20 protein-coding genes and 1 pseudogene are annotated in these 23,436 nt (G+C 63.5%); 5 read left to right on the forward strand and 16 right to left on the reverse strand.

Going from position 1 to position 23,436, the window contains the following annotated elements; genetic code table 11:
- Positions 1-54 precede the first annotated feature (54 nt).
- Positions 55-708: a TetR/AcrR family transcriptional regulator gene (locus AC0L3D_RS20585; protein WP_473645657.1), complete on the reverse strand. Its 654-nt coding sequence runs from the start codon at positions 706-708 to the stop codon at positions 55-57.
- 179 nt (positions 709-887) lie between these two features.
- Here AC0L3D_RS20585 and AC0L3D_RS20590 point away from each other — a divergent pair, with 179 nt between their 5' ends.
- Positions 888-1,316, forward strand: a complete 429-nt coding sequence (locus tag AC0L3D_RS20590; protein ID WP_473645659.1) for an anthrone oxygenase family protein — start codon at positions 888-890, stop codon at positions 1,314-1,316.
- 38 nt (positions 1,317-1,354) lie between these two features.
- Here the strand turns inward: AC0L3D_RS20590 and AC0L3D_RS20595 are convergent, their stop codons facing one another.
- Entirely contained in the window at positions 1,355-1,807 is a 453-nt protein-coding gene (locus tag AC0L3D_RS20595; protein WP_023798820.1) for a MarR family winged helix-turn-helix transcriptional regulator, read from the reverse strand.
- A gap of 98 nt (positions 1,808-1,905) precedes the next feature.
- Between AC0L3D_RS20595 and AC0L3D_RS20600 the strand changes: the two genes are divergently transcribed.
- A complete protein-coding gene (locus tag AC0L3D_RS20600) occupies positions 1,906-2,667 on the forward strand; it encodes a glutathione S-transferase family protein (protein ID WP_084833688.1) in 762 nt (253 codons plus the stop codon).
- Here the strand turns inward: AC0L3D_RS20600 and AC0L3D_RS20605 are convergent.
- On the reverse strand, positions 2,630-3,901 hold the full coding sequence (locus AC0L3D_RS20605) for an FAD-dependent oxidoreductase (RefSeq protein ID WP_473645661.1): 1,272 nt from the start codon (positions 3,899-3,901) through the stop codon (positions 2,630-2,632). The two genes, AC0L3D_RS20600 and AC0L3D_RS20605, sit on opposite strands and share 38 nt — an antisense overlap.
- 57 nt (positions 3,902-3,958) lie before the next feature.
- Positions 3,959-4,369 carry a winged helix-turn-helix transcriptional regulator gene (locus AC0L3D_RS20610; RefSeq protein ID WP_023798817.1) on the reverse strand — a complete coding sequence of 137 codons (411 nt, stop codon included), beginning with the start codon at positions 4,367-4,369 and terminating at the stop codon, positions 3,959-3,961.
- A 136-nt stretch (positions 4,370-4,505) separates the two neighbouring features.
- On the opposite strand from AC0L3D_RS20610, the gene AC0L3D_RS20615 reads away from it, so the two are divergent.
- Complete coding sequence (locus AC0L3D_RS20615; protein ID WP_473645663.1) at positions 4,506-5,396, forward strand: SDR family oxidoreductase; 891 nt, start codon at positions 4,506-4,508, stop codon at positions 5,394-5,396.
- Between the two features lie 220 nt (positions 5,397-5,616).
- On the opposite strand, the gene AC0L3D_RS20620 is transcribed toward AC0L3D_RS20615, so the two are convergent.
- Both AC0L3D_RS20620 and AC0L3D_RS20625 read right to left on the reverse strand, forming a co-directional pair.
- The gene (locus AC0L3D_RS20620) at positions 5,617-7,530 is read right to left on the reverse strand and encodes a potassium transporter Kup (protein ID WP_027154982.1); all 1,914 of its coding nucleotides are present in this window, start codon (positions 7,528-7,530) and stop codon (positions 5,617-5,619) included.
- A 103-nt stretch (positions 7,531-7,633) separates the two neighbouring features.
- Positions 7,634-8,374, reverse strand: a complete 741-nt coding sequence (locus tag AC0L3D_RS20625; protein ID WP_473509036.1) for a pyridoxine 5'-phosphate synthase — start codon at positions 8,372-8,374, stop codon at positions 7,634-7,636.
- Positions 8,375-8,486: 112 nt separating this feature from the next.
- Between AC0L3D_RS20625 and AC0L3D_RS20630 the strand changes: the two genes are divergently transcribed.
- Positions 8,487-8,891 carry a SpoIIAA family protein gene (locus AC0L3D_RS20630; protein ID WP_473509037.1) on the forward strand — a complete coding sequence of 135 codons (405 nt, stop codon included), beginning with the start codon at positions 8,487-8,489 and terminating at the stop codon, positions 8,889-8,891.
- Between the two features lie 58 nt (positions 8,892-8,949).
- Here the strand turns inward: AC0L3D_RS20630 and AC0L3D_RS20635 are convergent, their stop codons facing one another.
- Entirely contained in the window at positions 8,950-10,077 is a 1,128-nt protein-coding gene (locus tag AC0L3D_RS20635) for an ATP-dependent DNA helicase (RefSeq protein ID WP_128246456.1), read from the reverse strand.
- 350 nt (positions 10,078-10,427) lie between these two features.
- On the opposite strand from AC0L3D_RS20635, the gene AC0L3D_RS20640 reads away from it, so the two are divergent.
- Complete coding sequence (locus tag AC0L3D_RS20640; protein ID WP_287219132.1) at positions 10,428-13,772, forward strand: AAA family ATPase; 3,345 nt, start codon at positions 10,428-10,430, stop codon at positions 13,770-13,772.
- Between the two features lie 112 nt (positions 13,773-13,884).
- On the opposite strand, the pseudogene AC0L3D_RS20645 reads toward AC0L3D_RS20640, so the two are convergent.
- The 9 genes and pseudogenes from AC0L3D_RS20645 to AC0L3D_RS20685 form a co-directional block, all read right to left on the reverse strand.
- Positions 13,885-14,905, reverse strand: a pseudogene (locus tag AC0L3D_RS20645) (IS630 family transposase).
- A 118-nt stretch (positions 14,906-15,023) separates the two neighbouring features.
- A complete protein-coding gene (locus AC0L3D_RS20650) occupies positions 15,024-15,404 on the reverse strand; it encodes a nitrile hydratase accessory protein (protein ID WP_287219131.1) in 381 nt (126 codons plus the stop codon).
- Positions 15,391-16,050, reverse strand: coding sequence for a nitrile hydratase subunit beta (nthB, locus tag AC0L3D_RS20655; protein WP_023798808.1), 660 nt, complete (start codon positions 16,048-16,050; stop codon positions 15,391-15,393). The genes AC0L3D_RS20650 and nthB overlap by 14 nt, the downstream gene beginning before the upstream one ends.
- The gene (gene nthA, locus AC0L3D_RS20660; RefSeq protein ID WP_023798807.1) at positions 16,047-16,652 is read right to left on the reverse strand and encodes a nitrile hydratase subunit alpha; all 606 of its coding nucleotides are present in this window, start codon (positions 16,650-16,652) and stop codon (positions 16,047-16,049) included. The genes nthB and nthA overlap by 4 nt, the downstream gene beginning before the upstream one ends.
- 65 nt (positions 16,653-16,717) lie before the next feature.
- Entirely contained in the window at positions 16,718-18,886 is a 2,169-nt protein-coding gene (locus AC0L3D_RS20665; RefSeq protein WP_473645664.1) for an efflux RND transporter permease subunit, read from the reverse strand.
- Positions 18,847-19,974, reverse strand: coding sequence for an efflux RND transporter periplasmic adaptor subunit (locus AC0L3D_RS20670; RefSeq protein WP_473645666.1), 1,128 nt, complete (start codon positions 19,972-19,974; stop codon positions 18,847-18,849). Before AC0L3D_RS20670 ends, AC0L3D_RS20665 begins: the two co-directional genes overlap by 40 nt.
- 167 nt (positions 19,975-20,141) lie before the next feature.
- Positions 20,142-20,738, reverse strand: coding sequence for a LysE family translocator (locus AC0L3D_RS20675; RefSeq protein WP_287219128.1), 597 nt, complete (start codon positions 20,736-20,738; stop codon positions 20,142-20,144).
- 150 nt (positions 20,739-20,888) lie between these two features.
- The gene (gene ilvN, locus AC0L3D_RS20680) at positions 20,889-21,464 is read right to left on the reverse strand and encodes an acetolactate synthase small subunit (RefSeq protein ID WP_091594244.1); all 576 of its coding nucleotides are present in this window, start codon (positions 21,462-21,464) and stop codon (positions 20,889-20,891) included.
- Between the two features lie 89 nt (positions 21,465-21,553).
- Positions 21,554-23,335: an acetolactate synthase 3 large subunit gene (locus AC0L3D_RS20685; protein ID WP_473645667.1), complete on the reverse strand. Its 1,782-nt coding sequence runs from the start codon at positions 23,333-23,335 to the stop codon at positions 21,554-21,556.
- Positions 23,336-23,436 lie beyond the last annotated feature (101 nt).

The raw sequence follows: 23,436 nt of genomic DNA on the forward strand, positions 1-23,436 counted from the left end.
TGGTTTAGAGCCGGATTCAGATTTCAGGTCGACTTGACCTGAAATCATCCGGCTCTAGGGGCCTTGCGGCCCGGTTTTTGCTCCGTAAAGAGCGAGAAACTGCTGCGTCGCCCGGACGGCATCGCCGCCAATCGCCGCATCAGTCAATTTTAGCCGGTCGCCGAGCAGCAGGCGGATCTGCACGTCGCGGGCGACCAGCCCGAAAAAGGTGCGGAATGCCTCTTCGGCATCCGAGAACTCGAGAAGCCCGGCCTGCCGGCCGGCCTCCAGCACCGGCTTCAGGCGCCGGGCCATCGCGAAGCGCCCGTTCTCCAGCACGATGGCGCCAAGATCGTCGTTCCCCGACCCGGCACGGCCAATGGCGACGCGGTTCAGCGCGATCGATGTGTCGCTCGAAATCACCTTGAGCCAGTCCGAAGCGAAACGTGCGAGGCTCACCGTCAGCGAAGCAAGGTTAAGCCCCTTGCCGTCGACCGGCACCACCCGCACCTTGGAGGCCTGCCATTGAACAATTGCCGTCAACAGCCCGTCGCGATCGCCGAACCATTTGTAGAGCGTTTCCTTGGAACAGCTTGCCCGCCGCGCCACCGCGGTCATGGTCAACTGATCGCCCTCCTCGACCAGCAGGCGAAGTGCGGCGTCGAGCACGGCTTTCTGCCGCTCGGTCAGCGCTTCGCTGGTGTCGATGTCGACGCTTGCCTGCAACAAACTCTTTTCCTGCTCGATAACGGCGGCGGCCAGGACCGTACCGTACGTTACGGTTCGGCATCTCTATGACGTATTGTCGGACCCGGGGCAAGCCCTATCTCCGCTTTTTGACACTTCCAGGCCGGAACGGCCACCGCTCGAAACGGCGACCGCTCGTACGGCTTATCGCGGAGAGAAAAATGCTCGTCGGCCTGCTTGCATTGACTGTTGCCGCCGCTTTCGCGGGCGCCGCCATCTATATCAGCGTTGCCGAGCAACCGGCGCGGCTTCGCCTCGACGACCGTGCACTGCTGCAGGAATGGCAGCCTTCCTACAAGCGCGGCGCCGCTATGCAGGCGTCGATTGCCGTCGTCGCCTGTGTTCTTGGTGTCGTTGCCTGGTGGCAGACCGGCAGTCTCGCCTATCTCACGGGGGCGGTGCTGATCATCCTGCCATGGCCATGGACGCTGATCGTAATGATGCCGACAAACCGGTTGCTGGAGGCGATGGACGCGGCCGCCGTCAATCTGCAAGCGAGGGCGCTGATCGTCAAATGGGGCAATCGCCATCTGGGTCGCGTCATGCTTGGCGTGCTGGCGGCACTGGCATTCCTCCGGGGAAGTGTCTGACGTCGCTGCAAGCGACCTTCAGCGCCAGCCGGACCACATCACTCCGGCATCGCCGGATGACGCAGCCGCCCGAGCAGAGCCGACAAGGTTTCCAGGTCATCATTGGAGAGCCTGGCGCCGACCAGCTCGGCAATCGATCGCCCGTAGACGGCCCACATCCGGCGGCGCGTCTCGCGCCCCTTCCGCGTAATGCGGACAGTCTGTCCGCGACCGTCATCGGCAACCCTGAGCTTCTCGACCAGCCCGTCCGCTTCGAGCCGCGCCAGCAGCCGCGAGACGTTGTACTGCGCAAACAGCGTGCGCTCGATCAGCTGGAACGGCCGCAAGCCGCCCTCGCCGGCTTCGGCAAGCTCATGCAGCACGTCGTACCAGGCAAGCGGCGGCAAGCCGGCGTCCTTCAGCGCGTCTTCGGCTCTTTCCAGCAGCTGGCGCGAAACGCGCATCAGGCGCGCCCAGGCTTTGATGGCCGCCGGCGAAGGATTCTCCGTCATGATGCAGCATAGGCGATAGATGCAATTGCATCAAGCTTGCCAGTGGATGCAAATGCATCTATATAGATGCAACTGCATTTATATCGGAAGGCCCTGTCATGAAGCATGAAACTTCGGAGATCGCCGACATCCCGGAGACGGGCGGCCTGGTGACCGACAAGCTCGTTCTCGTCAGCCACCACCTTTGTCCCTATGTGCAGCGCGCGGCGATCTCGCTCGCCGAAAAGGACGTGCCGTTCGAACGCCTCACCATCGATCTCGCCAACAAACCGGCCTGGTTCAAGGCGATATCGCCGCTCGGCAAGGTACCGCTGCTGCGTGTGCCGCAGAATGGCGAGGAAGCCGTGATCTTCGAATCGGCGGTCATCCTCGAATTTCTCGAGGAAACGCTGGCCAACCCACTGCATCCTGCCGACCCGCTGGCCCGCGCCCGGCATCGCGCCTGGATCGAGTTCGGCTCGGCCATCCTCAACGCCATTGGTCGGTTCTATTCCGCTCCGACCGAGGCCGCCTTCCTTGCCGAAAGCGAAGCTCTGTCGGCAATGTTCGATCGTCTCGAAGCGGAACTGGCGGCTGGCCGGGCTGGGCCATGGTTTGCTGGCGAGCGCTTTTCACTGGTCGATGCAGTCTATGGGCCAGTCTTCCGCTATTTCGACGCCTTCGATCGGATCGGCGCGTTCGGCATCCTGAGCGGAAAGCCGCGTGTCGAGGCCTGGCGAAAGCGATTGCACGAACGCAAGTCGGTGATGGACGCCGTCACCCCGGACTATCCACAGCGCCTTCATGCATTTCTGCAAGCGAAGGGTTCGCACCTTTCGAAACTCATCCGCCGCAACCAGGCGGCCACCGCGCTTCCTTGATACCGATCCGCCTGAACGGATCGACCACGGTTCCAGCCACCATCGAGGCAAGGATGTTTGGCGCCGGCGGGATTTTTGCCACCGACGCCACCAGCCTGTCGCGGACGAACGGCATCACGGTCGAATCCGACTGGTAGAACGGCGTCAGCATCAGCGACAGCGCCTGAAACACCCGGACATGCCATCGCCGCGCCTGGACATAGACCTCCAGCGCAGTATCGACACGATCCGTTCCTATGAGCGCATAGTTGAGCGCTGCCGCGTCGAGCAGCGCCATGTTCGCCCCTTGCCCGAGCTGCGGGCTGGTCGAATGCGCCGCGTCGCCGATGATCGCCCATCGCCGTCCGGCCGGCACCTTGAGCGTGTGATGGCCGTAACGCGCCAGCGAAAGCTGATCGAAACTGTCGATCTGGCGCGTGAACGCGTCGCATTCGGGCCACAGCCGAACCAGCCTCGCCTTCCAGGTGTCGAGGCCTGTCGCCCTGACCTGCTCTGCATCCGCCGGCTTCAGGCTCCAGAAGAATGCCGCCATCTTCTCGACGCCCGGTTCCGGCCTGCCGATCGGCAGCACGCCGATCATCACGCTCGCTCTGTCGTAGCGCTGCAGCAGCGCGTGCTCGTCGAAACCGTCGCCGCGCCAGCCGAGTGACGCCCAGAACGCGCCATAGGCGAGCGGCCGCGGCTCCCCCGAATTCCCTACGCGCTGCCGCAATTTGGAGCGCGAACCGCTGGCATCGACGACCAGATCGAACGGCCCTATCCTTCGCCCGTTGCCGCAGATCAGCGTTGCCCGTTCGCCGGTTTCCAGCGTCTCGAGCTCGACGCCGGTTTCGATGCCGATCGCCTGGCGCCGGACGGCGCGGAAAAGCACGCCGAACAAGGCCGCCCGGTGCACCGCCAACCCGAAACGACTGCGGCGCTGCGCAGCATAGCGGACGTCGAGCACGGTGCGGCCGGTTTTCGCGTCGGCGCCATGCAGGCGGTCGATGCGGCTGCCCAGCGCCAGGATGTCGTCGAGCACACCAAGATCGGCAAGCACCGTCAGCCCGGTCGGCTGCAGGATCAGCCCGGACCCGACCGGCTTTGGCTCGTCGAAGCGCTCGAAGATGGTGACCCGATGCCCGGCACGTTTCAGATAGACCGCCGCGGCCAGTCCGGCCGGGCCGGCGCCGGCAATCGCGATGTCCAGAGAAATGCCCATTGCCGCCGAATCGTCTCGCCCAGGCCGGACCATCCTTCAGCGCTATCGGCAAATCAAGCCGTCGCTCTGGTATCTCCTGGTATCGATGCGTCAGGTCTCGGCAGCGTCGAAAGCGTTCCGCGCGGCGCGCACCGCGCCATGATTGAGCTCGGCCCATTGGAGCAGCTGATGCAGGGGCCCGAACATCGAGCGTCCGAGATCGGTCAGACTGTATTCGACGCTCGGCGGTTTGGTCGGGAAGACTTCGCGATGGACATAGCCGTCGCGCTGCAGATCGTGCAGCGTCTGGGTGAGCATGCGCTGTGAAATGTCGGGCACCAGCCGCCGCAATTCGCCGAACCGGTACGGCTTCTCGGCCAGCGCCATCATCAGCAGCGAACTCCATTTGTTGCTGATGCCCTGGATCACGTCGCGCACCGGACAGTCGGCAAGGTTGCCCCCGCCGCTGCACGCTTTGTAAATCTCGAGCTTCGACTTCAGACTGACGACCTTGCTGTCCATCGCTGGTTCCCTGCGCCTGCCTACCTCCCGCAAAACTGCCTTCTTTACGAGGGTCGGTCAATTCCTATTTTAGTGCTGGTCTCTTTTTGAGACTTATACAAGCACCCGCCGCTCCGGCGCAACGACAGGACTTCCCATGACCGATACCCTTCTCGTCACCGGCGCCTCCGGCCAGCTTGGCCGCGGCGTCGTCGATCATCTGCTGGACACGCTCAAGGTTCCGCCCGCACGCATCATCGCCGCCACCCGCAATCCGGAAAACCTCGCCGAGCTGACGGCGCGCGGCGTCATCATCAGGCAAGCCGATTTCGATGACACCGCGTCGCTTGTCGAAGCATTCAAGGGCGCCGGCAGGGTCCTGATCATCTCGACCGGCGAGCTCGATCTTCGGGGCAAGCGGCTCAAGCAGCATGAGAATGCCGTCGCAGCCGCGAGGCAGGCTGGCGTTTCGCATCTGCTCTACACCTCGATGCCCAATCCTGAGCCGGGATCGCCGGTGCTGTTTGCGGGCGATCACTACGGGACCGAGCAGGCGATCAAGGCGAGCGGCATCGCCTACACGATTTTCCGCAACGGCTGGTATCAGGAGAACCTGTTCATGTCGCTGCCGCACGCCATTGCCTCGGGACACTGGTATACATCCGCAGCCGACGGCCGCATCGCCCATGGCGCCCGCGACGACATGGCCGCGGCGATCGCTGCCGGCCTTGCCTCGGGCGCCACCGAAAGCACGACATACACGCTGACCGGTCCGCAGGCCCATACAGTCGCCGAGATCGCGGCCCTGGTGACCGACGTCACCGGCAAACCCATCGAGGTCGTCCAGCTTTCGGACGAGGCGTTGACCGAGGGCCTGAAGGCTGCCGGCGTTCCCGAGGGCTTTGCCCCAATCGTTACATCCTTCGACACCAACACGCGCTCCGGCCGCATCGGCATGGTGACCGACGCGATCGAGACACTGTCGGGCAGGAAGCCGCAATCGCTGAAGCAGTTTCTTGAAGCGAACAAGGCAGCGCTGGCCGGCTGAGCCAGAATAGAGTGCCGGACTTCCGAAGCCGGCGGGACAGCGCCCCCCTCTGTCCTGCCGGACATCTCCCCCACACGGGGGGAGATTGGCCGTCACCGAGGTTTTCGCCAATCTTCAGCGTCGCAGGAAGGCTGTAAGGCCGAAGCTGCCGATCTCCCCCCTTGTGGGGGAGATGTCCGGCAGGACAGAGGGGGGCGCGAAGGATCGCGACGAAGCGGCTCTAAATCGCCACCTGCGTTCCGATCTCGACCACACGTCCGGTCGGGATCTGGAAATACTCGGTCGCATCGGCTGCCGTGCGCGCCAAGCCGATGAACAGCTTGTCCTGCCACACCGGCATGCCGGAATTGGGTGACGCCTTGAGCGAGCGTCGCGACAGGAAGAAGGAGGTCGTCATGATGTCGAACTTCCAGCCCTGCTTGCGGCAGATCGCCAGCGCACGCGGAATGTTGGGCTGTTCCATGTAGCCGAAGGTCAGTGTCACCCGCATGAACAGATCGTTGATCGTTTCCATCTTGACCCGGTCACTGTCGGGCACGACAGGCTGCTGCGCCGTCACCACCGAGAGGATGACGTTCTGTTCGTGCAGCACCTTGTAGTGCTTCAGGCTGTGCATCAGCGCGGTCGGCGCGCTGACCGGATCGCTGGTCAGGAACACGGCCGTGCCGGACACCAGCTGCGGCTTCTTCTTCAACAAATTGGCGGCAAGGAAATCGAGCGGAATCTCGTTCCTGCGCGTCTTGTCGAACAGATAGCGGCTGCCGCGTATCCAGGTCCCCATGATCAGCCCCATGATACAGGCCACGGCGATTGAAACCCATCCGCCTTCCACGAATTTCACGATATTCGCCAGGAAGAAGCCGGTGTCGATCGTGCCAAACAGCAGCGCCAGCGCCGCAGCGAGCGCGGTCTGCCATTTCCATTGCCACCGCATCACCACGAACAGCAAGATCGTCGTCATCAGCATCTCGCCTGTCACCGAAATTCCATAGGCGGAAGCCAGCGAACTCGAACTGCCAAAGCCGACGACCAGCAGCATCACGCCGAGCGCGAGAATGAGGTTCACGCGTGGCATGTAAATCTGGCCAAGCTGCATCTCGGAAGTATGCTGAACTTCGATTCTGGGCAGAAGATTGAGCTGCACCGCTTGCCGGGTCAGCGAAAACGCTCCGGAGATAACGGCTTGACTGGCGATGACAGTCGCTGCTGTTGCGAGCCCGACCATCGGTATCAGTGCCCACTCCGGCAGCATCTGGAAGAACGGATTGTCGGGCACGCCCCCATGAGCAAGAACGAATGCGCCTTGCCCAAAATAGCTGAGCAGCAGGCAGGGAAAGACGATCCAGAACCAGGCCAGCACGATTGGGCGGCGACCAAAGTGGCCGAGATCGACGTAAAGCGCTTCGGCACCGGTAACCGCCAGAAAAACCGCACCGACGGTGAGAAACGCACCCGCTTTGGCTTCGGCAAGATAGGCGACTGCATAGTAGGGGTTGATTGCCAAAAGCACCGACGGATCATCGCTAATGTGCACCAATCCGGCAATGCCGATCGCCAGGAACCAAAGCGCCGTCACGGGCCCGAAAACCGAGGCCACTCTGCCGGTCCCGAAGCGCTGCACGGCGAACAAGACGGCAAGAATCACCAATGTAATGGGAACCACGTATGGATCGAACGCCGGGGTCACGACGCTCAGCCCTTCCACCGCTGAAAGCACCGAAATGGCCGGCGTTATGATCGCGTCGCCGAAAAACAGTGCGGCTCCGCACAGACCGATGACAAGAATGATGCCGGAACCAGCCGGATAGGCTTTCCGGGCCAGCGCCATAAGCGACAGGGTACCGCCTTCACCCTTGTTATCCGCCCGAAGCACGAAGGCGACATACTTTATGGTCACGATAATCGTCAGTGCCCAGACGATCAGCGACAGAATGCCCAGGACGGCACTGCGCGGATCGGTGCCGGACGAAGCATGCAATGCTTCGCGAAGCGCATAGATAGGGCTGGTGCCGATATCGCCATAGACCACGCCGAGGGCGCCCAGCATCAAGACCTTGGTGCTGTGCTTTTCGACCTCAGGATGGCTGGATTGTTCGACTGGTTCTGCCTCACTACCACTGTTGGTAAGGGCCATGGACGACACTCCGATAAGCGCGCGGTGCTCTACGCTTGCTGCGATGCAATATCAAGTGCCCCTACGTGATGGCTGCCATGTCCGCAAAGCGAGGCTTCCATCTCTACCACCCACAGGCCTTCAGAAATCTTTTGACCGTATTGGCCATGCCATACTCCAACGCATCGGCTGTCAACCCATGTCCGATCGACACTTCAGCCAATGCCGGGATGCGCTTTGCCAACGCCGGCAGGTTGCTCACCACCAAATCGTGGCCGGCATTGACCTGAAGCCCGGCGGCAAGTGCTGCATCCGCGGTTTTTCCCAATCTTTCCAGCTCATTCGCCGCTTTTGCCGAATCGGAATGAAAGCTGCCATACGGCCCCGTGTAGAGCTCGATCCGGTCGGCGCCGGTGTCGCGCGCGGCGTTCATGCCTGACGGATCCGGGTCGGAAAACAACGACACGCGAAAGCCTCCCTTTTTCAGCCGTTTGACGATCGGTGTCAGGAACGCCGCCTCGGCGGCAAAGTTCCAGCCATGGTCGGAGGTGGCCTGGGCAGGGTCGTCGGGCACCAGCGTCACCTGCTCCGGCTGGTGCTTTTCTACAAGCGCCAGGAAATCCTCGCTTGGATAGCCCTCGATGTTGAACTCTGCCTTGGGGAATTCGTCGTCGATCAGCGCCCTGATCTCCGGCAGGTCGGAATGCCTGGTGTGTCGCTCGTCGGGCCGCGGATGCACGGTCAGGCCATGCGCGCCCGCGGCCAGCGCCAGGCGCCCGAGCCCGATGAGGCTTGGCCACGGCAGGTCGCGCCGGTTGCGCAGCATGGCGATGGCATTGAGATTGACGGAGAGTTTTGCAGGCATGGCTTCTCGGGTCCGGATTAAATCGCGGCCATCTATACCGCCTTTGGCGGGAACAGACAGGGGGTTTGCGGTGTTCCAGAGGGACGGATAATATCCAGCAAGAGGAAGACCCGTGAATTATCTTGAAGACGTGCCGGCGGTTCGCCGCATCGACACCGACCGCGACGACCTGTTCGCCATCGACGTCGTCGGCCATGTCACGGCGGCCGACGCGGAAAACCTGTTCGGATTGCTGGAGGCCGCCTACGCGCTGCACCCGAAAATCGACGTGCTGGTGCGCCTGATCGACCATGAAGGCGTCGATTGGGCCGATGTGTCGGACCAAACGCTTGAACAGGGCACGGCCCATGCCGTGGAGCATGTCGGCCGCTGCGCTGCGCTCGGCGAGCCGAACTGGGTACCCAGCGCGCAGAGCTTGCTGCCTGCCTCCTCGCCTGTCGAGCTCAGGCATTTCGAGGCAAAGGACGAAGCATCCGCCTGGGAATGGCTCGACGCCAGACCGCTGGCCCCACGCTGACGCAGGTCGACCCCGTGCCAGTCCCAGATTCCTGGTCCATGGGAGCTGCTCGACCGGCCTATCTGACAATCGTTAGCCGTTCCGCCGCCCGCGTGATTGCCGTGTAGAGCCAGCGCTGGCGGGTTTCCTTGAACGCCCAACTTTCGTCGAAAAGCACGATCTCGTTCCACTGCGAGCCTTGCGCCTTGTGCACGGTCAGCGCGTAGCCATAGTCGAAATCGTCGAAGCGTTTTTTCTGCTGCCAGGGAATGTCGGCGTCCGGGTCCTCGAACGCCGCTTTGAGCAGCTTGATCTTGGCGACGCCGCGGTCCGGATCGTCCTCCTCCGGGGAGACCAGCAGATTGATGCCGGGTTTCACCGTCTCGCGCGACGAGGTCATCACCTTCCACAGCGAACCGTTGAGCAGTCCCTTGGCCGGGTCGTTGCGCAGGCAGACGAGCTTGTCGCCGGCCTGTGGATAGTCGGCATTGAACCCCTTCAGCTCGCGCAACCGCTGATTGTAGCGGCGCCGCGTCCTGTTGGTGCCGACCAGCACCTGGTCCGCCTTCAGCACCAGCTCCTGGGTGACGTCTTCCTTGCCGATCACCTGCGCCGCGCCATAGTCGCCGCGCATGAATTCGCGGCCCTCGCGCACGTCGAGCGCCAGCCGGATGATCGGGTTGTCGCGGGCCTGCCGGTGGATCTCGGTGAGCAGAATATCCGGTTCATGCTCGGTGAAGAAGCCGCCGCCCGAGATCGGCGGCAACTGGCCGGGATCGCCGAGAACCAGGATTGGCGTGCCGAAACTCAACAGGTCGCGGCCAAGCTGCTCGTCGACCATCGAGCATTCGTCGATGACGACGAGCTTGGCCCGCGAGATCGGGCTTTGCCGGTTGAGCGAAAAGGTCGGCGACATCGAAGTCTTGCCGGTCACCTCGTCCGCCACCGATTCCTCGCCCTTCGGCCGGTAGATCAGCGAATGGATGGTGCGGGCATTGACCGCGCCCTTGGAACGCAGCACCTGCGCCGCCTTGCCGGTGAAGGCGGCGAACTGCACCTGGCCGTCGACATGCTCGGCGAAATAGCGCGCCAGCGTCGTCTTGCCGGTGCCGGCATAGCCGAACAGCCGGAACAGCTGCGGCTTTCCGGTCTTGAGCCAGGTGGCGACCGCCTTCAGCGCATCGTCCTGTTGAGGAGAGAATTCCATCAGCGCGAGAGACCGGATTCGCGAGGGAAAAACAAGGCGCAACGATCATCGGCGGCGGGCCGCACCGCCTCCAACGAGGCAATTTATCAGGCAGAAGACGGAACCTAAAGAGAACGAAGTCGAGCCGCCACGACCTTGTGGTGAAAACCTGACGCTTAGTACCCGATACAGACTTCGGTTTTAGGTGGAAAGCGGAAGCTGGCCGACAGAGCGGCGAAAGTCTGCTTGGTGCTGCCACGAGCTGCCCTTAATCCGAAGGTAGCTCGTGACGTTTCATCATGCCCTCTCCGCGATTTTGGGGTAGATTGAAGACCTTAGCGTTCCGGTCGCCACGAACCCGGGAGAGGGCCATGGACATTGGCGCGTGGCTGCGCGATCTGGGGCTGGGACAGTACGAACAGGCGTTCCGCGAGAACGACATCGATGGCGACGTCCTAGCCGACCTCACCGCCGATGATCTGAGCGGACTTGGCGTCGTCTCGATCGGCCACCGCCGCAAGTTGCTCGCCGCCATCGCCGCCGTGCGCGCGGGCTCGCCTCCAGCCATGTCCCCATCCATCCAGCCACAGAGCACGATCTCCGGGACAGTGGCCCTGCCGTCCCCTGAGGCGGAGCGGCGCCAACTTAGTGTGATGTTCGTCGACCTCGTCGGCTCCACGGCGCTCGCCGCGCACCTGGACCCGGAGGACATGCGCGAGGTGATCGGGACCTACCACCGCCGCATTGCCGAGACGGTTGGTCGCTTCGGCGGCTTCGTCGCGAAGTACATGGGCGATGGAGTCCTGGTCTATTTCGGCTGGCCCCAGGCCGACGAGGCCGATGCCGAGCGCGCAGTACGCGCCGCCTTGGCCACGCTGGAAGCGGTTGGCCAGATTGCGCCCGCCGATGAGCGGTTGTCCGCACGCGTCGGCATCGCCAGTGGCCTCGCCGTCGTGGGCGACCTGCTGGGGGCCGGGGCCGCACAGGAGCAGGCTGTAATCGGCGAGACCCCGAACGTTGCCGCGCGGCTACAATCCCTTGCTGATCCTGGATGCGCAGTGATCGACGCAGAAACACGGCGGCGCATCGGCGGCCTGTTCGAGTGCCGCGAGCTTGGTTCGGTTCACCTCAAAGGGCTAACCGGCCCTGTCCGCACCTGGCAGGTGCTTGGCGAGGCCATGGTTCAGAGCCGCTTCGACGCGATGCATCCGGCCGCCCTCACGCCGCTGGTCGGGCGCGATGACGAGCTCGATCTGCTGCTGCGCCGCTGGCGGCAGGCGAAGGGCGGCGAAGGGCAGGTCGTGCTCATCGCCGGCGAGCCCGGCATCGGCAAGTCCCGCCTGATCGCTGCGCTTGAGGAGCACGTAGCTGGAAAGGTGCATCTCAAACTCAAGTACTTCTGCTCGCCCCATCACCGTGAGAGCGCCCTTCAACCGATCATCGCACGCTGGAAGAACGAGGTAGGCTTCGTGGACGGCGAGCCTGCGGAGGCTCGGCTCGTCAAGCTGGAAACCCTGCTACACCCACTCGCCGCCTCGCATGAGCTGGCGCTCATTGCCGAGATGCTCGGCGTGCCGGGTGGCGAGCGGTACCCGCCACTGGCTCTCAGCCCGGAGCGCAAGAAGGAGCAGACCTTCGGGGCACTGCTTCACATCCTCGATGAACGGGCCCGCCGATCCCCCGTGCTGATGCTGTTCGAGGACGTGCATTGGGCCGATCCAAGCTCGCTGGAGCTGTTGGACAGGTTGATCATGCGCTTGGCCTCGCTGCCAGTGCTGGTGGTCATCTCCTTCCGGCCGGAGTTTGAGGCGCCCTGGGTCGGTCTGGCGGGCGTGACCTTGATGGCGCTGAGCCGTCTCAGTCCGCGTCAAGCCGCGACGCTCGCCTCTCAGGTGGTCGTGGGCCAAGCATTACCGGCCGGAATGCTGGATCGGATCGTGGCGCAGACCGACGGTGTGCCCCTGTTCATCGAGGAATTGACCAAAGCCGTGCTGGAGAGTGCCAGCCAGCCCGATGCTGCTGTCTCGGCGCTTCCGATCCCGAGCACTTTGCAGGCTTCACTGACCGCTCGGCTGGATCGGCTGCCGGCCGCCAAGCAGGTGGCGCAGATCGGCGCGGCACTCGGCCGGGAGTTCAACCATGAGCTGCTGGCCGCCGTGGCGGGACTACCCGAGGCAGCGTTGGCGCAGGGACTGGACGAGCTCGTTAATTCTGGTCTCGCGTTCCGGCGCGGCACGCCGCCCGAGGCGACCTACACGTTCAAGCACGCGCTCGTGCAGGACACCGCCTACGTGAGCCTCCTGCGTGGCACACGCCAGAAGTTGCACGCCCGGATCGCCCAGGTACTGGAAGAGCGCTGGCCGGAGGTGGTCGAAACCCAACCTGAGCTGCTGGCCCATCACTTTACCCAGGCGGAACTGACCGAGCGGGCTGCGGACTACTGGCAGCGGGCCGGGGAACGCACCTTCCGGCGCTCGGCCGTTGCGGAAGCCATCGGCCATCTCACCCGGAGCATTGACCTCGTGCGGACCTTGCCCGAGAGCCGCGCCCGGGCAGAGCGCGAACTTCATCTTCAGACTATGCTTGGTCAGGCGTGCATTGCCCGGTACGGCCACGCAGCACCTGAGACCGCCTCCGCTTTCGCCCGGGCGCAGGAGCTGGTAGAGGCCGTAGGCGACGCATCACAACAGTTTCCTGTGCTGTATGGGTTCTGGGCTGTCCAATTCGTACGCATGGCGCTTCCCGAGCAGCAGAAGCTGGCCAGGCAAATTCTCGCCTTGGCCGAGCTGCACCCAGACCCGGAGCGGCTGTGCTTGGCGCACCGAATGTGCGGCGCGACAGATGAGGTGGGGGGCGAGCTGCTCGCCGCCCGCGAGCACCTCGAGTGTGCCGTTGCGCTGTACGACCCGGAACGGCATGGTTCGACGGCCTTTGTTTTTGGCCAGGACCTTGGCGTGTCCGCGCTCGCCCACCTGACCTGGGTGCTGTGGCTGCTGGGCTACCCGGATCAGGCATCCCGCCGACAAGCCGAGGGATTGGCCGTAGCCCACCGGGTCGGCCATAAGAACACCCTCGGGTTTGCCCTGATGTACAGCGCGCTGGTGGGGGCTTTCGGCCGCGACGACAGCGCGGCCGCGGGGCATGCGGCGGCGTTGCTGGAGCTGGCCCGGGAACACAAGTTGGATCTATGGGCCGCCAGCGCGACGGTGGTCCAGGGCTGGGCCATGGCTCGTCACGGTCAGGAGGCCGCCGGGATAGAAGCGATCCAGCGCGGGCTTGCGGATTGGGGGAAGAGCGGCGCGGCGTGGATGCGTCCGTTCTTCCTGGGCCTGCTGGCCGAGGCTTGTGCCCTCTCGGGGGACATGCAACGGGGGCTCGGTGCACTGGATGAGGCTCTGGCAGTGGTCGAGGGAACAGGGGAGCGTTGGCCGGAGGCCGAACTGTATTGCTTGCGCGGGCAGCTTCTGGCAGCCCTACCGGACGGAAGACCAGATGAGGCGAGCGCCGCATTTGAGCACGCGATCGAAATCGCCCGGCGTCAATCCGCGAAGTCCTGGGAGTTGCGTGCGGCCACCGGTCTTGCCCGGCTGTGGCGCGACCAAGGCAAACCTGCCGATGCCCACACCCTGCTCGTGCCCGTGAATGAGTGGTTCTCCGAGGGCTTCGAGACCCCCGACCTGAGAGAAGCCAAGGCGTTTCTCGGCACCCTGAGGTGACTCAAGTCAGCTCGATGTCACTAGGGGTGGAGGCAAACCGACTAAATGCCCGCATCGGGCTCAAACCTGTTATGAGGGGTCGAAACCGGAATTTCGGCTCCGGTGCCAAGCGTCAGATTTTCACCACGTGGATGGAATCTAACACTTGATGCCCACGTTTGACGGCGGCGATGATTTTGTCGGGGTCGGCGGTCCAAGTGAACGGTTTGGGTTGCTGATTGTGTTCTGCGAGGTAGCGGTTGATGGCAGCCCGGAGGTCGACGACAGAGTGGAAGACGCCGCGCTTGAGGCGCCGCTTCGACAGTTTAGCGAAGAAGCCCTCGACCGCGTTGAGCCACGAGCACGAGGTTGGCGTGAAGTGGAAGGTGAAACGCAGATGGCGGTCGAGCCAGGCACGCACCTTAGGATGCTTGTGGGCGGCGTAGTTGTCGATGACGACGTGGATGGCCTTGCTGGCCGGCACCTCGGCATCGATGGCGTTGAGGAAGCGGATGAACTCCTGGTGACGATGTCGCTGCATGTTCCTGCCGATGACGGTGCCGTCGAGCACGTTGAGGGCGGCAACAGAGTGGTTGTCGTGGGTCATGGTGCCGAGCCTTCCTTCTTCATGGGCAGGGCGGGCTGCGTACGGTAGAGTGCCTGGATCTGGCTCTTCTCGTCGACAGACAGCACGATGGCGTGGGCTGGCGGGTCGACATAGAGGCCGACGACGTCACGCAGCTTGTCGACGAACTGTGGATCGTTGGACAGCTTGAACTGCCGCCAGCGGTGCGGCTGAAGGCCGTGCGCCTTCCAGATGCGGCGTACCGCGCTGGCGCTGATGCCGGCGGCTTCGGCCATCATATCGGCGGTCCAGTGCGTGGTTCGCCAAGTGGGTCCTGCAACGTCAGCGCCGCCACGCGCTCCGCCACTTCGGGACTGAGAGGCGGAATGCGCGAGGGCCGCGTCTTGTCGCGCAACAGTCCTTCGAAGCCTGCCGCGGCGAAGCGCTCCTGCCAGCGCCACACGCAGGTCTTCGACTTGCCGGTCTGCCGCATGATCTCGACGGTACCGGCGCTGTCGGCACTCAGTAGCATGAACTCGGCGCGCCAGACGTGCTTCTGCGGCGCATTGCGGTCTTTGACGACAGCCATCAGTCGCTAGCGATCGGTCGGCGAAACGGTGAAGGATATTCCTGTGCGCATGCGCCAGACTCGCATGCGCTTTCGCCAAAGGGAATCCAAGCCGGACTCTTATGTTAGGCCGATACCACTAGCCGGTCGGGCCGCCACGACCTTCGGTCGGGCTGGGATCGTTCTCGAGCAGGATCGGCTTGCCATGCGGCGTCGCATGCGCTGCGCGTTCCCAGGCGGCAGCGAGCGCATCGACGTCGCCTTTGTCGGCAACCCCTTTGGCCGACGCCAGATTCTCCAGCGCCGCCAGCCAGTGCTCGTAATAATCGTGGCCATCGCTTGCGGCACCAGGCTGCTTGACCTCGGCGGACAAGGCGTCCGCCCATTCGCTCCAGGAGAACAGGCCGCTGTCGTGCAGCGCGACCGTCATGGCGAAGGCTTCCGCCTGCCACGGCTCGGCGAATACCGGCGCATCCGCCGGCAGCGTGGCGGTGGCTGACTTCGCCTCACGCCGGCTCAAGATAGCTCTCCCAGGCATCGATCGACACGGTCAGCGTCGGGTCGGCGCCCTCGCCCCAGATCTCGGCGCCGTCAAAAACCACCGTATAGACCCATTGCGGGTTTTCGCCTTGGCCATGTGCATTGGTGTCAGGGAAGACAAAACCAGCGCGCACCGCCTCGACGGCGCCTTGCTTGCCGCGTGCGTAGCGTGGCAACCTTGTGTGGCCGGTCGGATGGAAATTCTTCGTGCGCACCATATCGCCTGCCTTGAACCGGGCCGGCGCGGCGATCGGCCGGTCGCATGGGCCGCCCTTGGCCAACACTGCCGGCACGTTTTCGGCCTTCAGCACCCGCTTTGGCGTCGCGGCAGGGTCGACCGCCTTGCCCGCGGCCAGATCGCGGTCGCTGACAAAACCATGTCGCTTCAGCAAGGTTTCGAGCGCCTTGATCCAGATCTCGTAGTAGCTGGAGCCATAATAGTCGGCGGGATGCAGCAATTCCCGCGCATGCCGGCTCTCGTCGATGGTCCAGGCGCCCATGGCGCCCGCGCACAAGGTCACGCCAAGCGCCCGCCTTTCCCAGGCGGCATGGAAACAGGGCTCGTCCTTTTCGGGTGCGACCGGCCCGAACCCCATCTGCCCGCCGAGATCCTGCGGCCCGTTCATGCCGGCTCCCGCGCCAGTCCGGTGCCGATCATCGCGTCGCGCGTCACCAGATCCGCCAGCCGCTCCTCGCTCCAGCTGTCGGTGCCCTTCGGCCGCATCGGCACGACCAGGTAACGCAGCTCGGCGGTAGAATCCCACACCCGGATCTTTGTCGTTGCCGGCAAGGTCAGCCCGAATTCCCCGAGCACGCCGCGCGGATCGATGACCGCGCGCGAACGATAGGGCGGCGCCTTGTACCAGACCGGCGGCAGGCCGAGCACCGACCACGGGTAGCAGGAGCACAGCGTGCAGACGACGAGGTTATGCGTGTCCGCCGTGTTGAACACGGCCTGCATGTGCTCGCCCTGCCGGCCGGTGTAGCCGAGCGAGCCGATCGCCGCCGTCGCGTCGCGTTTCAGCAAAACGGCAAAGTCCGGCTCGACCCACGCCTTCGCCACCACCTTGGCGCCGTTGCGCGGACCGATCTTTGTCTCATAGGTGTCGACGATCACGTCGATCGCGGCCGGATCGATCAGCCCTTTCTGGGTGAGGATCGTCTCCAGTGCGCGCACCCGGGCGGCAAAAGGATCAAGCTCGTTGTCGTGATTATGATCGTGGGACATGGCCGTAAATTACGGCTGCAAGCGTTCCACCGCAAGCGCCGCGGTTTGGGCCAGCCCGTCGGCTTCTATTCGGCCGCCGCCTTGTGCGGCTCGCCCTGCAACGCTTCTCCGTTCTCGAACAGCAACGGCTGGTCGACGGCCTCGACAGATGGCTGCTCGTGCCGGCGCTTTGGCCACAGCCCGACAAGCCAGCCCGAAAAATGCTCAATGCAGACATAGATGACCGGCGTGACGAACAGCGTCAGCGCTTGGGAAGCGACGAGGCCGCCGACCACCGCCACGCCGAGCGGCTGGCGCAGTTCGGCGCTGGCGCCGGTGCCGAGCGCGATCGGGATCGTGCCCATCAGTGCCGCCAGCGTCGTCATCATGATCGGCCGGAAGCGCATCAGGCAGGCCTTGTGAATGGACTCGAGCGGCGACATCCCCTCGCGCCTGAGTTCGACCGCGACGTCGATCATCATGATGCCGTTCTTCTTGACGATGCCGATCAGCATCAGGATACCGATGACCGCGATCACCGACAGGTCCATCCCCGCAAGCCGCAGTGCAACAAGCGCGCCGAGCACCGCCGACGGCAGTCCAGTCAGGATGGTGAGCGGATGGATAAAACTCTCGTAGAGGATGCCGAGGACGATATAGATGGTCAGGATCGCGCCGGCGATCAGCAGGCCCTGGTTCGCAAGCGAATCCTGAAAAGTTTTCGCCGTGCCCGAAAAAGTGGCCGAGATCGTCGCTGGCATGCCGATCTTCTCCTTCAGCGCATCGATGCGGCTCACGCTGTCGCCGAGCGCGACGCCCTGCGGCAGGTTGTAGGAAATGGTCACCGCCGGAAGCTGGCCGAGCTGATTGACGGTCAAGGCGCCGGCGGTCCGATCGACGCGGGCAAAGGCGCCGAGCGGCACTAGGCTGCCGCTGGCCGTCCTTACCTTGATCGCCAGCATCCTTTCTGGCGACCACTCGATCCTCGGGTCGAGCTCCATGATCACCTCGTAGCTGTCGGCCGAACCGAAGATGGTCGAGACCTGCTCGGTGCCGAAACCGCCATAGAGGCTGGAGCGCAACGTATCGGTGTCGACGCCGAGCGTCGCCGCCTTGTCGCGGTCGACCACCAGCGACGCCTGCAGGGCGTTGTTCTGCAAGTCATTGGTAACGTCGGTGAAGGCGCTACGGTCGGCGGCCATCGCGTCGGTGAGCTTCTGCGCCCAGTTGTCCGCCGCGCCGATGTCGAGGCCCTGCACGACGAGTTGATAGGCGCTGGCCGAAGCGCGCGCGCCGAGCCGCAGGTTCTGCACCGGCTGCATGAAGGTCTCGATGCCGGGGACATTGGCCAGCTGCCGCCGCAGATCCGAGAGCACCTTGTCGATATCGGGGCGCTGGTCCTTGTCCTTCAATTGCACATAGAGCCGGCCCTGGTTGAGTGCGTTGTCGCCGCTGCCCACCGACGACCCGACATGCGAGACATAGGGTGAATGGGTAAAGACATCAGCCACTTGCCCCTGCAGCTTCACCATGGCGTCGAACGAGATGTCCTGGCGCGCGGTGGTCGTCACCGAAATCTGGCCGATATCCTCCTGCGGAAAGAAGCCCTTCGGCGAGGTCTGGATCAGCCAGGCCGACAGTGCGGCCGTCCCAATGAAGACGAGAAGCACCAGGAACCTGTGCCGCAGGCAAACTGTCAGCAGCCAGTCATAACCCCGCATGAAGAAATTGTGCCTGTGACCTTCGCCCTGCGCTGCTTCGCGCTCAGCCCTCGAAACCGACAAGAGCCGCGAGCACAGCATCGGCGTCAGCGTCAGCGACACGAACATCGAGGCCAGGATGGCGACCGTCACCACCACCGCGAATTCGTTGAAGATGCGCCCGATCACGCCGCCCATCAAAAGCACGGGGATGAACACAGCGACCAGCGAGATCGAGATCGAAATAATGGTGAAGCCGATTTCGCGCGCACCCTTGAGTGCCGCGTCGAAGGCCGAGAGTCCCTCCTCCTCCATGTGGCGAAAAATGTTCTCCAGCATGACGATCGCGTCGTCGACGACAAGGCCGACCGCCAGCGTCAGCCCCATCAGCGAGATGTTGTCGATGGAAAAGCCGAACAGGAACATGGCGCCGAGCGTGGCGATCAGCGAGATCGGCACCGCCACCGCCGGGATGATCGTCGCCGTTACCCGGCGCAGGAACAGGAAGATCATCATCACCACCAGCGCGATGGTGAGCAGCAGCGTGAACTGCACGTCGTCGACCGCCTCGCGGATCGACGTTGAGCAACCGGATGCTGGCCGCCGCCGGCATCTGATCCTGGAAGGACGGCAGCATCGAACGGCCCCTTCTGGCTTGGCTGGACCGCAACCGTGGGAACCGAGGTCATTTGCGGCATGATGCCGGCATCGAGCACGACATTGACATACTGGCCCGGCCACAGCGAAAGATCGGGGTTGGGCACGCTGGCCCGCGCTGCAATCGTGCCGGAGGCGGTGTCGATGCTGGAATCGACGAAATCGAGGGTCCCCTTGCCGAACGGTGTCGGGTCGCCGTCCCTGGTCAGCGTGACTGCGCCTTGCCCTGGCGCCGCCAGCGCCTTGTGCAAAAGGGCAAGATCGCTTTCCGGAAGATTGAAGTTCACCCGCAGCGGGTCCATCTGGGTGATGGTCACCAGCGGGGTCGACGTGCTGCTGCCGCTGTTGGTGGTGACGAGATCGCCGATCGCGACGCTGACCGCACCCAGCCTGCCGGAAATCGGCGCCGTGATCGTGGCAAAGTCGAGTTGGACCTCGTCCGCTTCGATCGTTGCTCTGTCGGCATCGACCGTGGCCGCAGCGGACTTCTGCGCGGCGATCGCCTGGTCATAGGTCTGCTGCGTGCCGGCCTGCCTGGCGACAAGAGCCTTGGCACGCTCAAGATCGGCCGTCGCACTGGCAAGCAGCGCCTGGTCCTTGGCGAGCGTCGCCTGGTCACGGGCCAGTTGCGCCTTCAGCGCGCGGTCGTCCAGCGAGAACAGAAGGTCGCCGGCCTTCACCATCTGCCCGTCCTTGACGGCGATCGATGTGATCTGGCTCGAGATCCGCGCATTCACGCTGACCACGGCGGGCGAGGATACAAAGCCGATAGCGTAGCGCCGGATCGGGAAATCGGCCGTCGAAGCGGTGGCGGCAACCACCGCGGTCGCACGTGCGGCATTCGCGGCGGCCGCCGGTTTGTCAGGCGCCTGACCCGCTGACAGCATCTGCCGGGCCTTGTCCGTTGCCGCGGGCGAAAGATAGAGCTGCCCAGCCGTGACAAGGCAGGCGACCGCAAGCATCGCAAGCACGATCTTTCCACGCATCGTCAAAGACCTTCCCTCCGACACGCCGTGGTTCGGTGGTCATGTCTGGGTATAACTGGCAGCCTCGTGCCGCGGTTTGACCAAATAGATAGAGGGTGCCGAGGGCAAAAAAGGGCCAAAACCCGGGATTTCGAAGATTTAATGTGCATTGCACAGTAAAACGGCAGCTACCGCAGCATCGGCCACAACGTCGCTGCCAGCAGCACGCCCATTGCGATGTTGAACCATTTCAGCCGCACCGGGTCCGACAGAAAACCGCGCAGCGCCGTGCCGAAACCTGCCCACACCGAAACGCTCGGCAGGTTGACGACGGTGAAGGCTATCGAAACCAGCGCCACCGACAGAAACGGATGCTCCGGAACGGCATAGACGGCCATGGCGGTGATCGCCATCACCCACGCCTTGGGATTGACCCACTGGAACGCTGCCGCATCGATGAAGCGCATCGGTCGCGCCTTGGTCTCGCCCTTGCTGCTGAGCGAACGCGACATGGCGATCTTCCAGGCGAGATAGAGCAGATAAACGCCGCCAGCGATCTTCAATGCGGTGTGGAGAACCGGAAACGCAGTCAGCACCGCGCCAAGACCAAAGCCGACGGCAAGCAACAGCACGAGGAAGCCGATGCTGATGCCCAGCATGTGCGGAATGGTTTTGGCAAAACCGAAATTCACGCCGGAAGCCAGAAGCATGAAGTTGTTCGGACCCGGTGTGATCGAAGTCACGAAGGCATAGACCAGCAGGGCAAGGAACGCATCGAGGGTCATTGGCTTCTCCCAAGCAGGTCAGCAATATTGTCCTTTTACCTCAGACGCACAAAGGCCAGCTTACGGCGGCAACCGGGCCAGAAGGTCAGGATCAAGCCGACAGAACAAATACAGGCGGTGCCAGAGCACTGGACCCAAAGCGCCGGATGATCACATCCCTTGCGGGCCGCGATTCATCGCCGCCACGCCGGTGCGGCAGATCTCGACCAGGCCGAGCGGCTTCATGATGGCGATGAACTGGTCGATCTTGGAGCCCTTGCCGGTGATCTCGAAAATGAAATGCTCGGTGTTGGCGTCGATGACGCTGGCGCGGAAGGCATCGGCCAGCCTCAGCGCCTCGACGCGGCCCTCGCCGGTGCCGGCCACTTTCACCAGCGCGAGTTCCCGCTCCAGCGGCCGTTCCTGGCCGAGCTCGTGCGAGCGCACCGTGAGGTCGACGACACGGTGCACCGGCACGATGCGCTCGAGTTGGTGCTTGATCTGCTCCAGCACATGCGGCGTGCCGCGCGTCACGATGGTGATGCGTGACAGATGCTTCTCGTGCTCGGTTTCGGAAACGGTCAGGCTCTCGATATTGTAGCCGCGTCCGGAAAACAGGCCGATGACCCGGGCAAGCACGCCCGGCTCATTGTCGACCAGCACGGAAAGCGTGTGGATCTCCGGTCTTTCCGTCTCCTTGGCGATGAAGTAGGCGGAACCGGTGGGTTGAAGGTGCTGTGCGTTCATGACATAAATCTCGTTTTCAAACTTTGAGCTGTTTTTCTGTTTCCGCACGGCTTCTTCCGACAGCCCTGCCTCGGCTCGGGCGTTAGGGGTTACACCAGTTCCCTGCCCTTGGCGTCGATGGCGTTGGCCACCGCCTCGTCGGTCGCCTCGTCCGGCAGCAGCATCTCGTTATGCGCCTTGCCCGACGGGATCATCGGGAAGCAGTTGGCAAGCGTGGCGACCCGGCAGTCGAAGATCACCGGCTTCTTCACCGAGATCATCTCCTTGATGGCGTCGTCCAGTTCGTCCGGCTTCTCGCAGCGGATGCCATGGCCGCCATAGGCTTCGGCGAGCTTGACGAAATCCGGCATCGCTTCGGTGTAGGAATGCGACAGCCGGTTGCCGTGCAGAAGCTGCTGCCACTGCCGCACCATGCCCATATACTGATTGTTGAGGATGAAGATCTTGATCGGCGCCTCGTGCTGCACCGCGGCGCTCATCTCCTGCATCGTCATCTGCACCGAGGCGTCGCCGGCAATGTCGATGACCAGCGCATCCGGGTGCGCAATCTGCACGCCGAGCGCCGCGGGCAGGCCGTAGCCCATCGTGCCGAGCCCGCCGGAGGTCATCCAGCGGTTCGGCTTCTCGAAATGATAGTGCTGCGCCGCCCACATCTGGTGCTGGCCGACCTCGGTGGTGATGTAGGTGTCCATGTCCTTGGTCAGCGCATAGAGCCGTTGGACGGCATATTGCGGCATGATGACGTCGTGGTTCATCTTGTAGGCAAGCGAATCCCGCGCCCGCCATTTCGCGATCTGCTCCCACCACGGGTGCAGCGCCTTCTTGTCGGCCCTGGCGGTGGCCCGCCACAGCCGCACCAGATCCTCCAGAACCCGGCCGACATCGCCGATAATGGGCACATCGGTGTGGACGTTCTTGTTGATCGACGACGGATCGATGTCGATATGGATTTTTTTCGAATTCGGCGAGAACGCGGTGAGCCGGCCGGTGATGCGGTCGTCGAAGCGCGCGCCGATGCAGACCATGACGTCGCAATCATGCATCGCCATGTTTGCTTCATAGGTGCCGTGCATGCCGAGCATGCCCATCCAGTTCTTGCCCGAAGCCGGATAGGCGCCAAGGCCCATCAGCGTCGAGGTGATCGGGAAGCCGGTCAGGTCGACCAGTTCGCGCAGCAAATGGCTGGCTTCCGGGCCGGAATTGATGACACCGCCGCCGGTATAGAGGATCGGCCTTTTCGCGTTGGCCATCAGCTCGACCGCCGCCTTGATCTTGTCCAGGTCGCCCTGGACCTTGGGCTGATAGCTGGTGCGCGGCGCCGTCTGCGGCGGCACATAGATGCCCTTGGCGAACTGCACGTCCTTCGGGATATCGACGACGACCGGACCGGGGCGTCCTGTCGTCGCGACGTGAAAGGCCTCATGGATGATCGCCGCGAGATCGTTGACGTCCTTCACCAGCCAATTGTGCTTGGTGCAGGGCCGCGTGATGCCAATCGTGTCGCACTCCTGGAACGCATCCGAGCCGATCAGCGAGGTCGGCACCTGACCGGTCAGGCAGACCAGCGGGATCGAATCCATCAGCGCATCCTGCAGCGGCGTGACCGCGTTGGTGGCGCCCGGCCCCGATGTCACCAGCATGACGCCGGCCTTGCCGGTCGACCGCGCATAGCCCTCCGCCGCATGACCGGCACCCTGCTCGTGACGGACGAGGATGTGCTCGACCTCGTCCTGTTGGAAGATTTCATCATAGATCGGGAGAACTGCGCCGCCCGGATAGCCGAAGACATGCTTGACGCCGTTGTCCTTCAGCGCCTGCACCACCATTTCGGCTCCGGTCATTTCGCGCCGTTCGTTCTGTCCACTGCTCATCGGTCTGGTCCCGTATTGTCCGCCATCGGGCGATTGCTGGTCGTTTAGTCGTGTTTCGGGCAATAAAAAAGGCCCCCGAGGGAGCCTGTATCTGCGCATGG

This window comes from Mesorhizobium sp. WSM4837, from assembly GCF_055811435.1.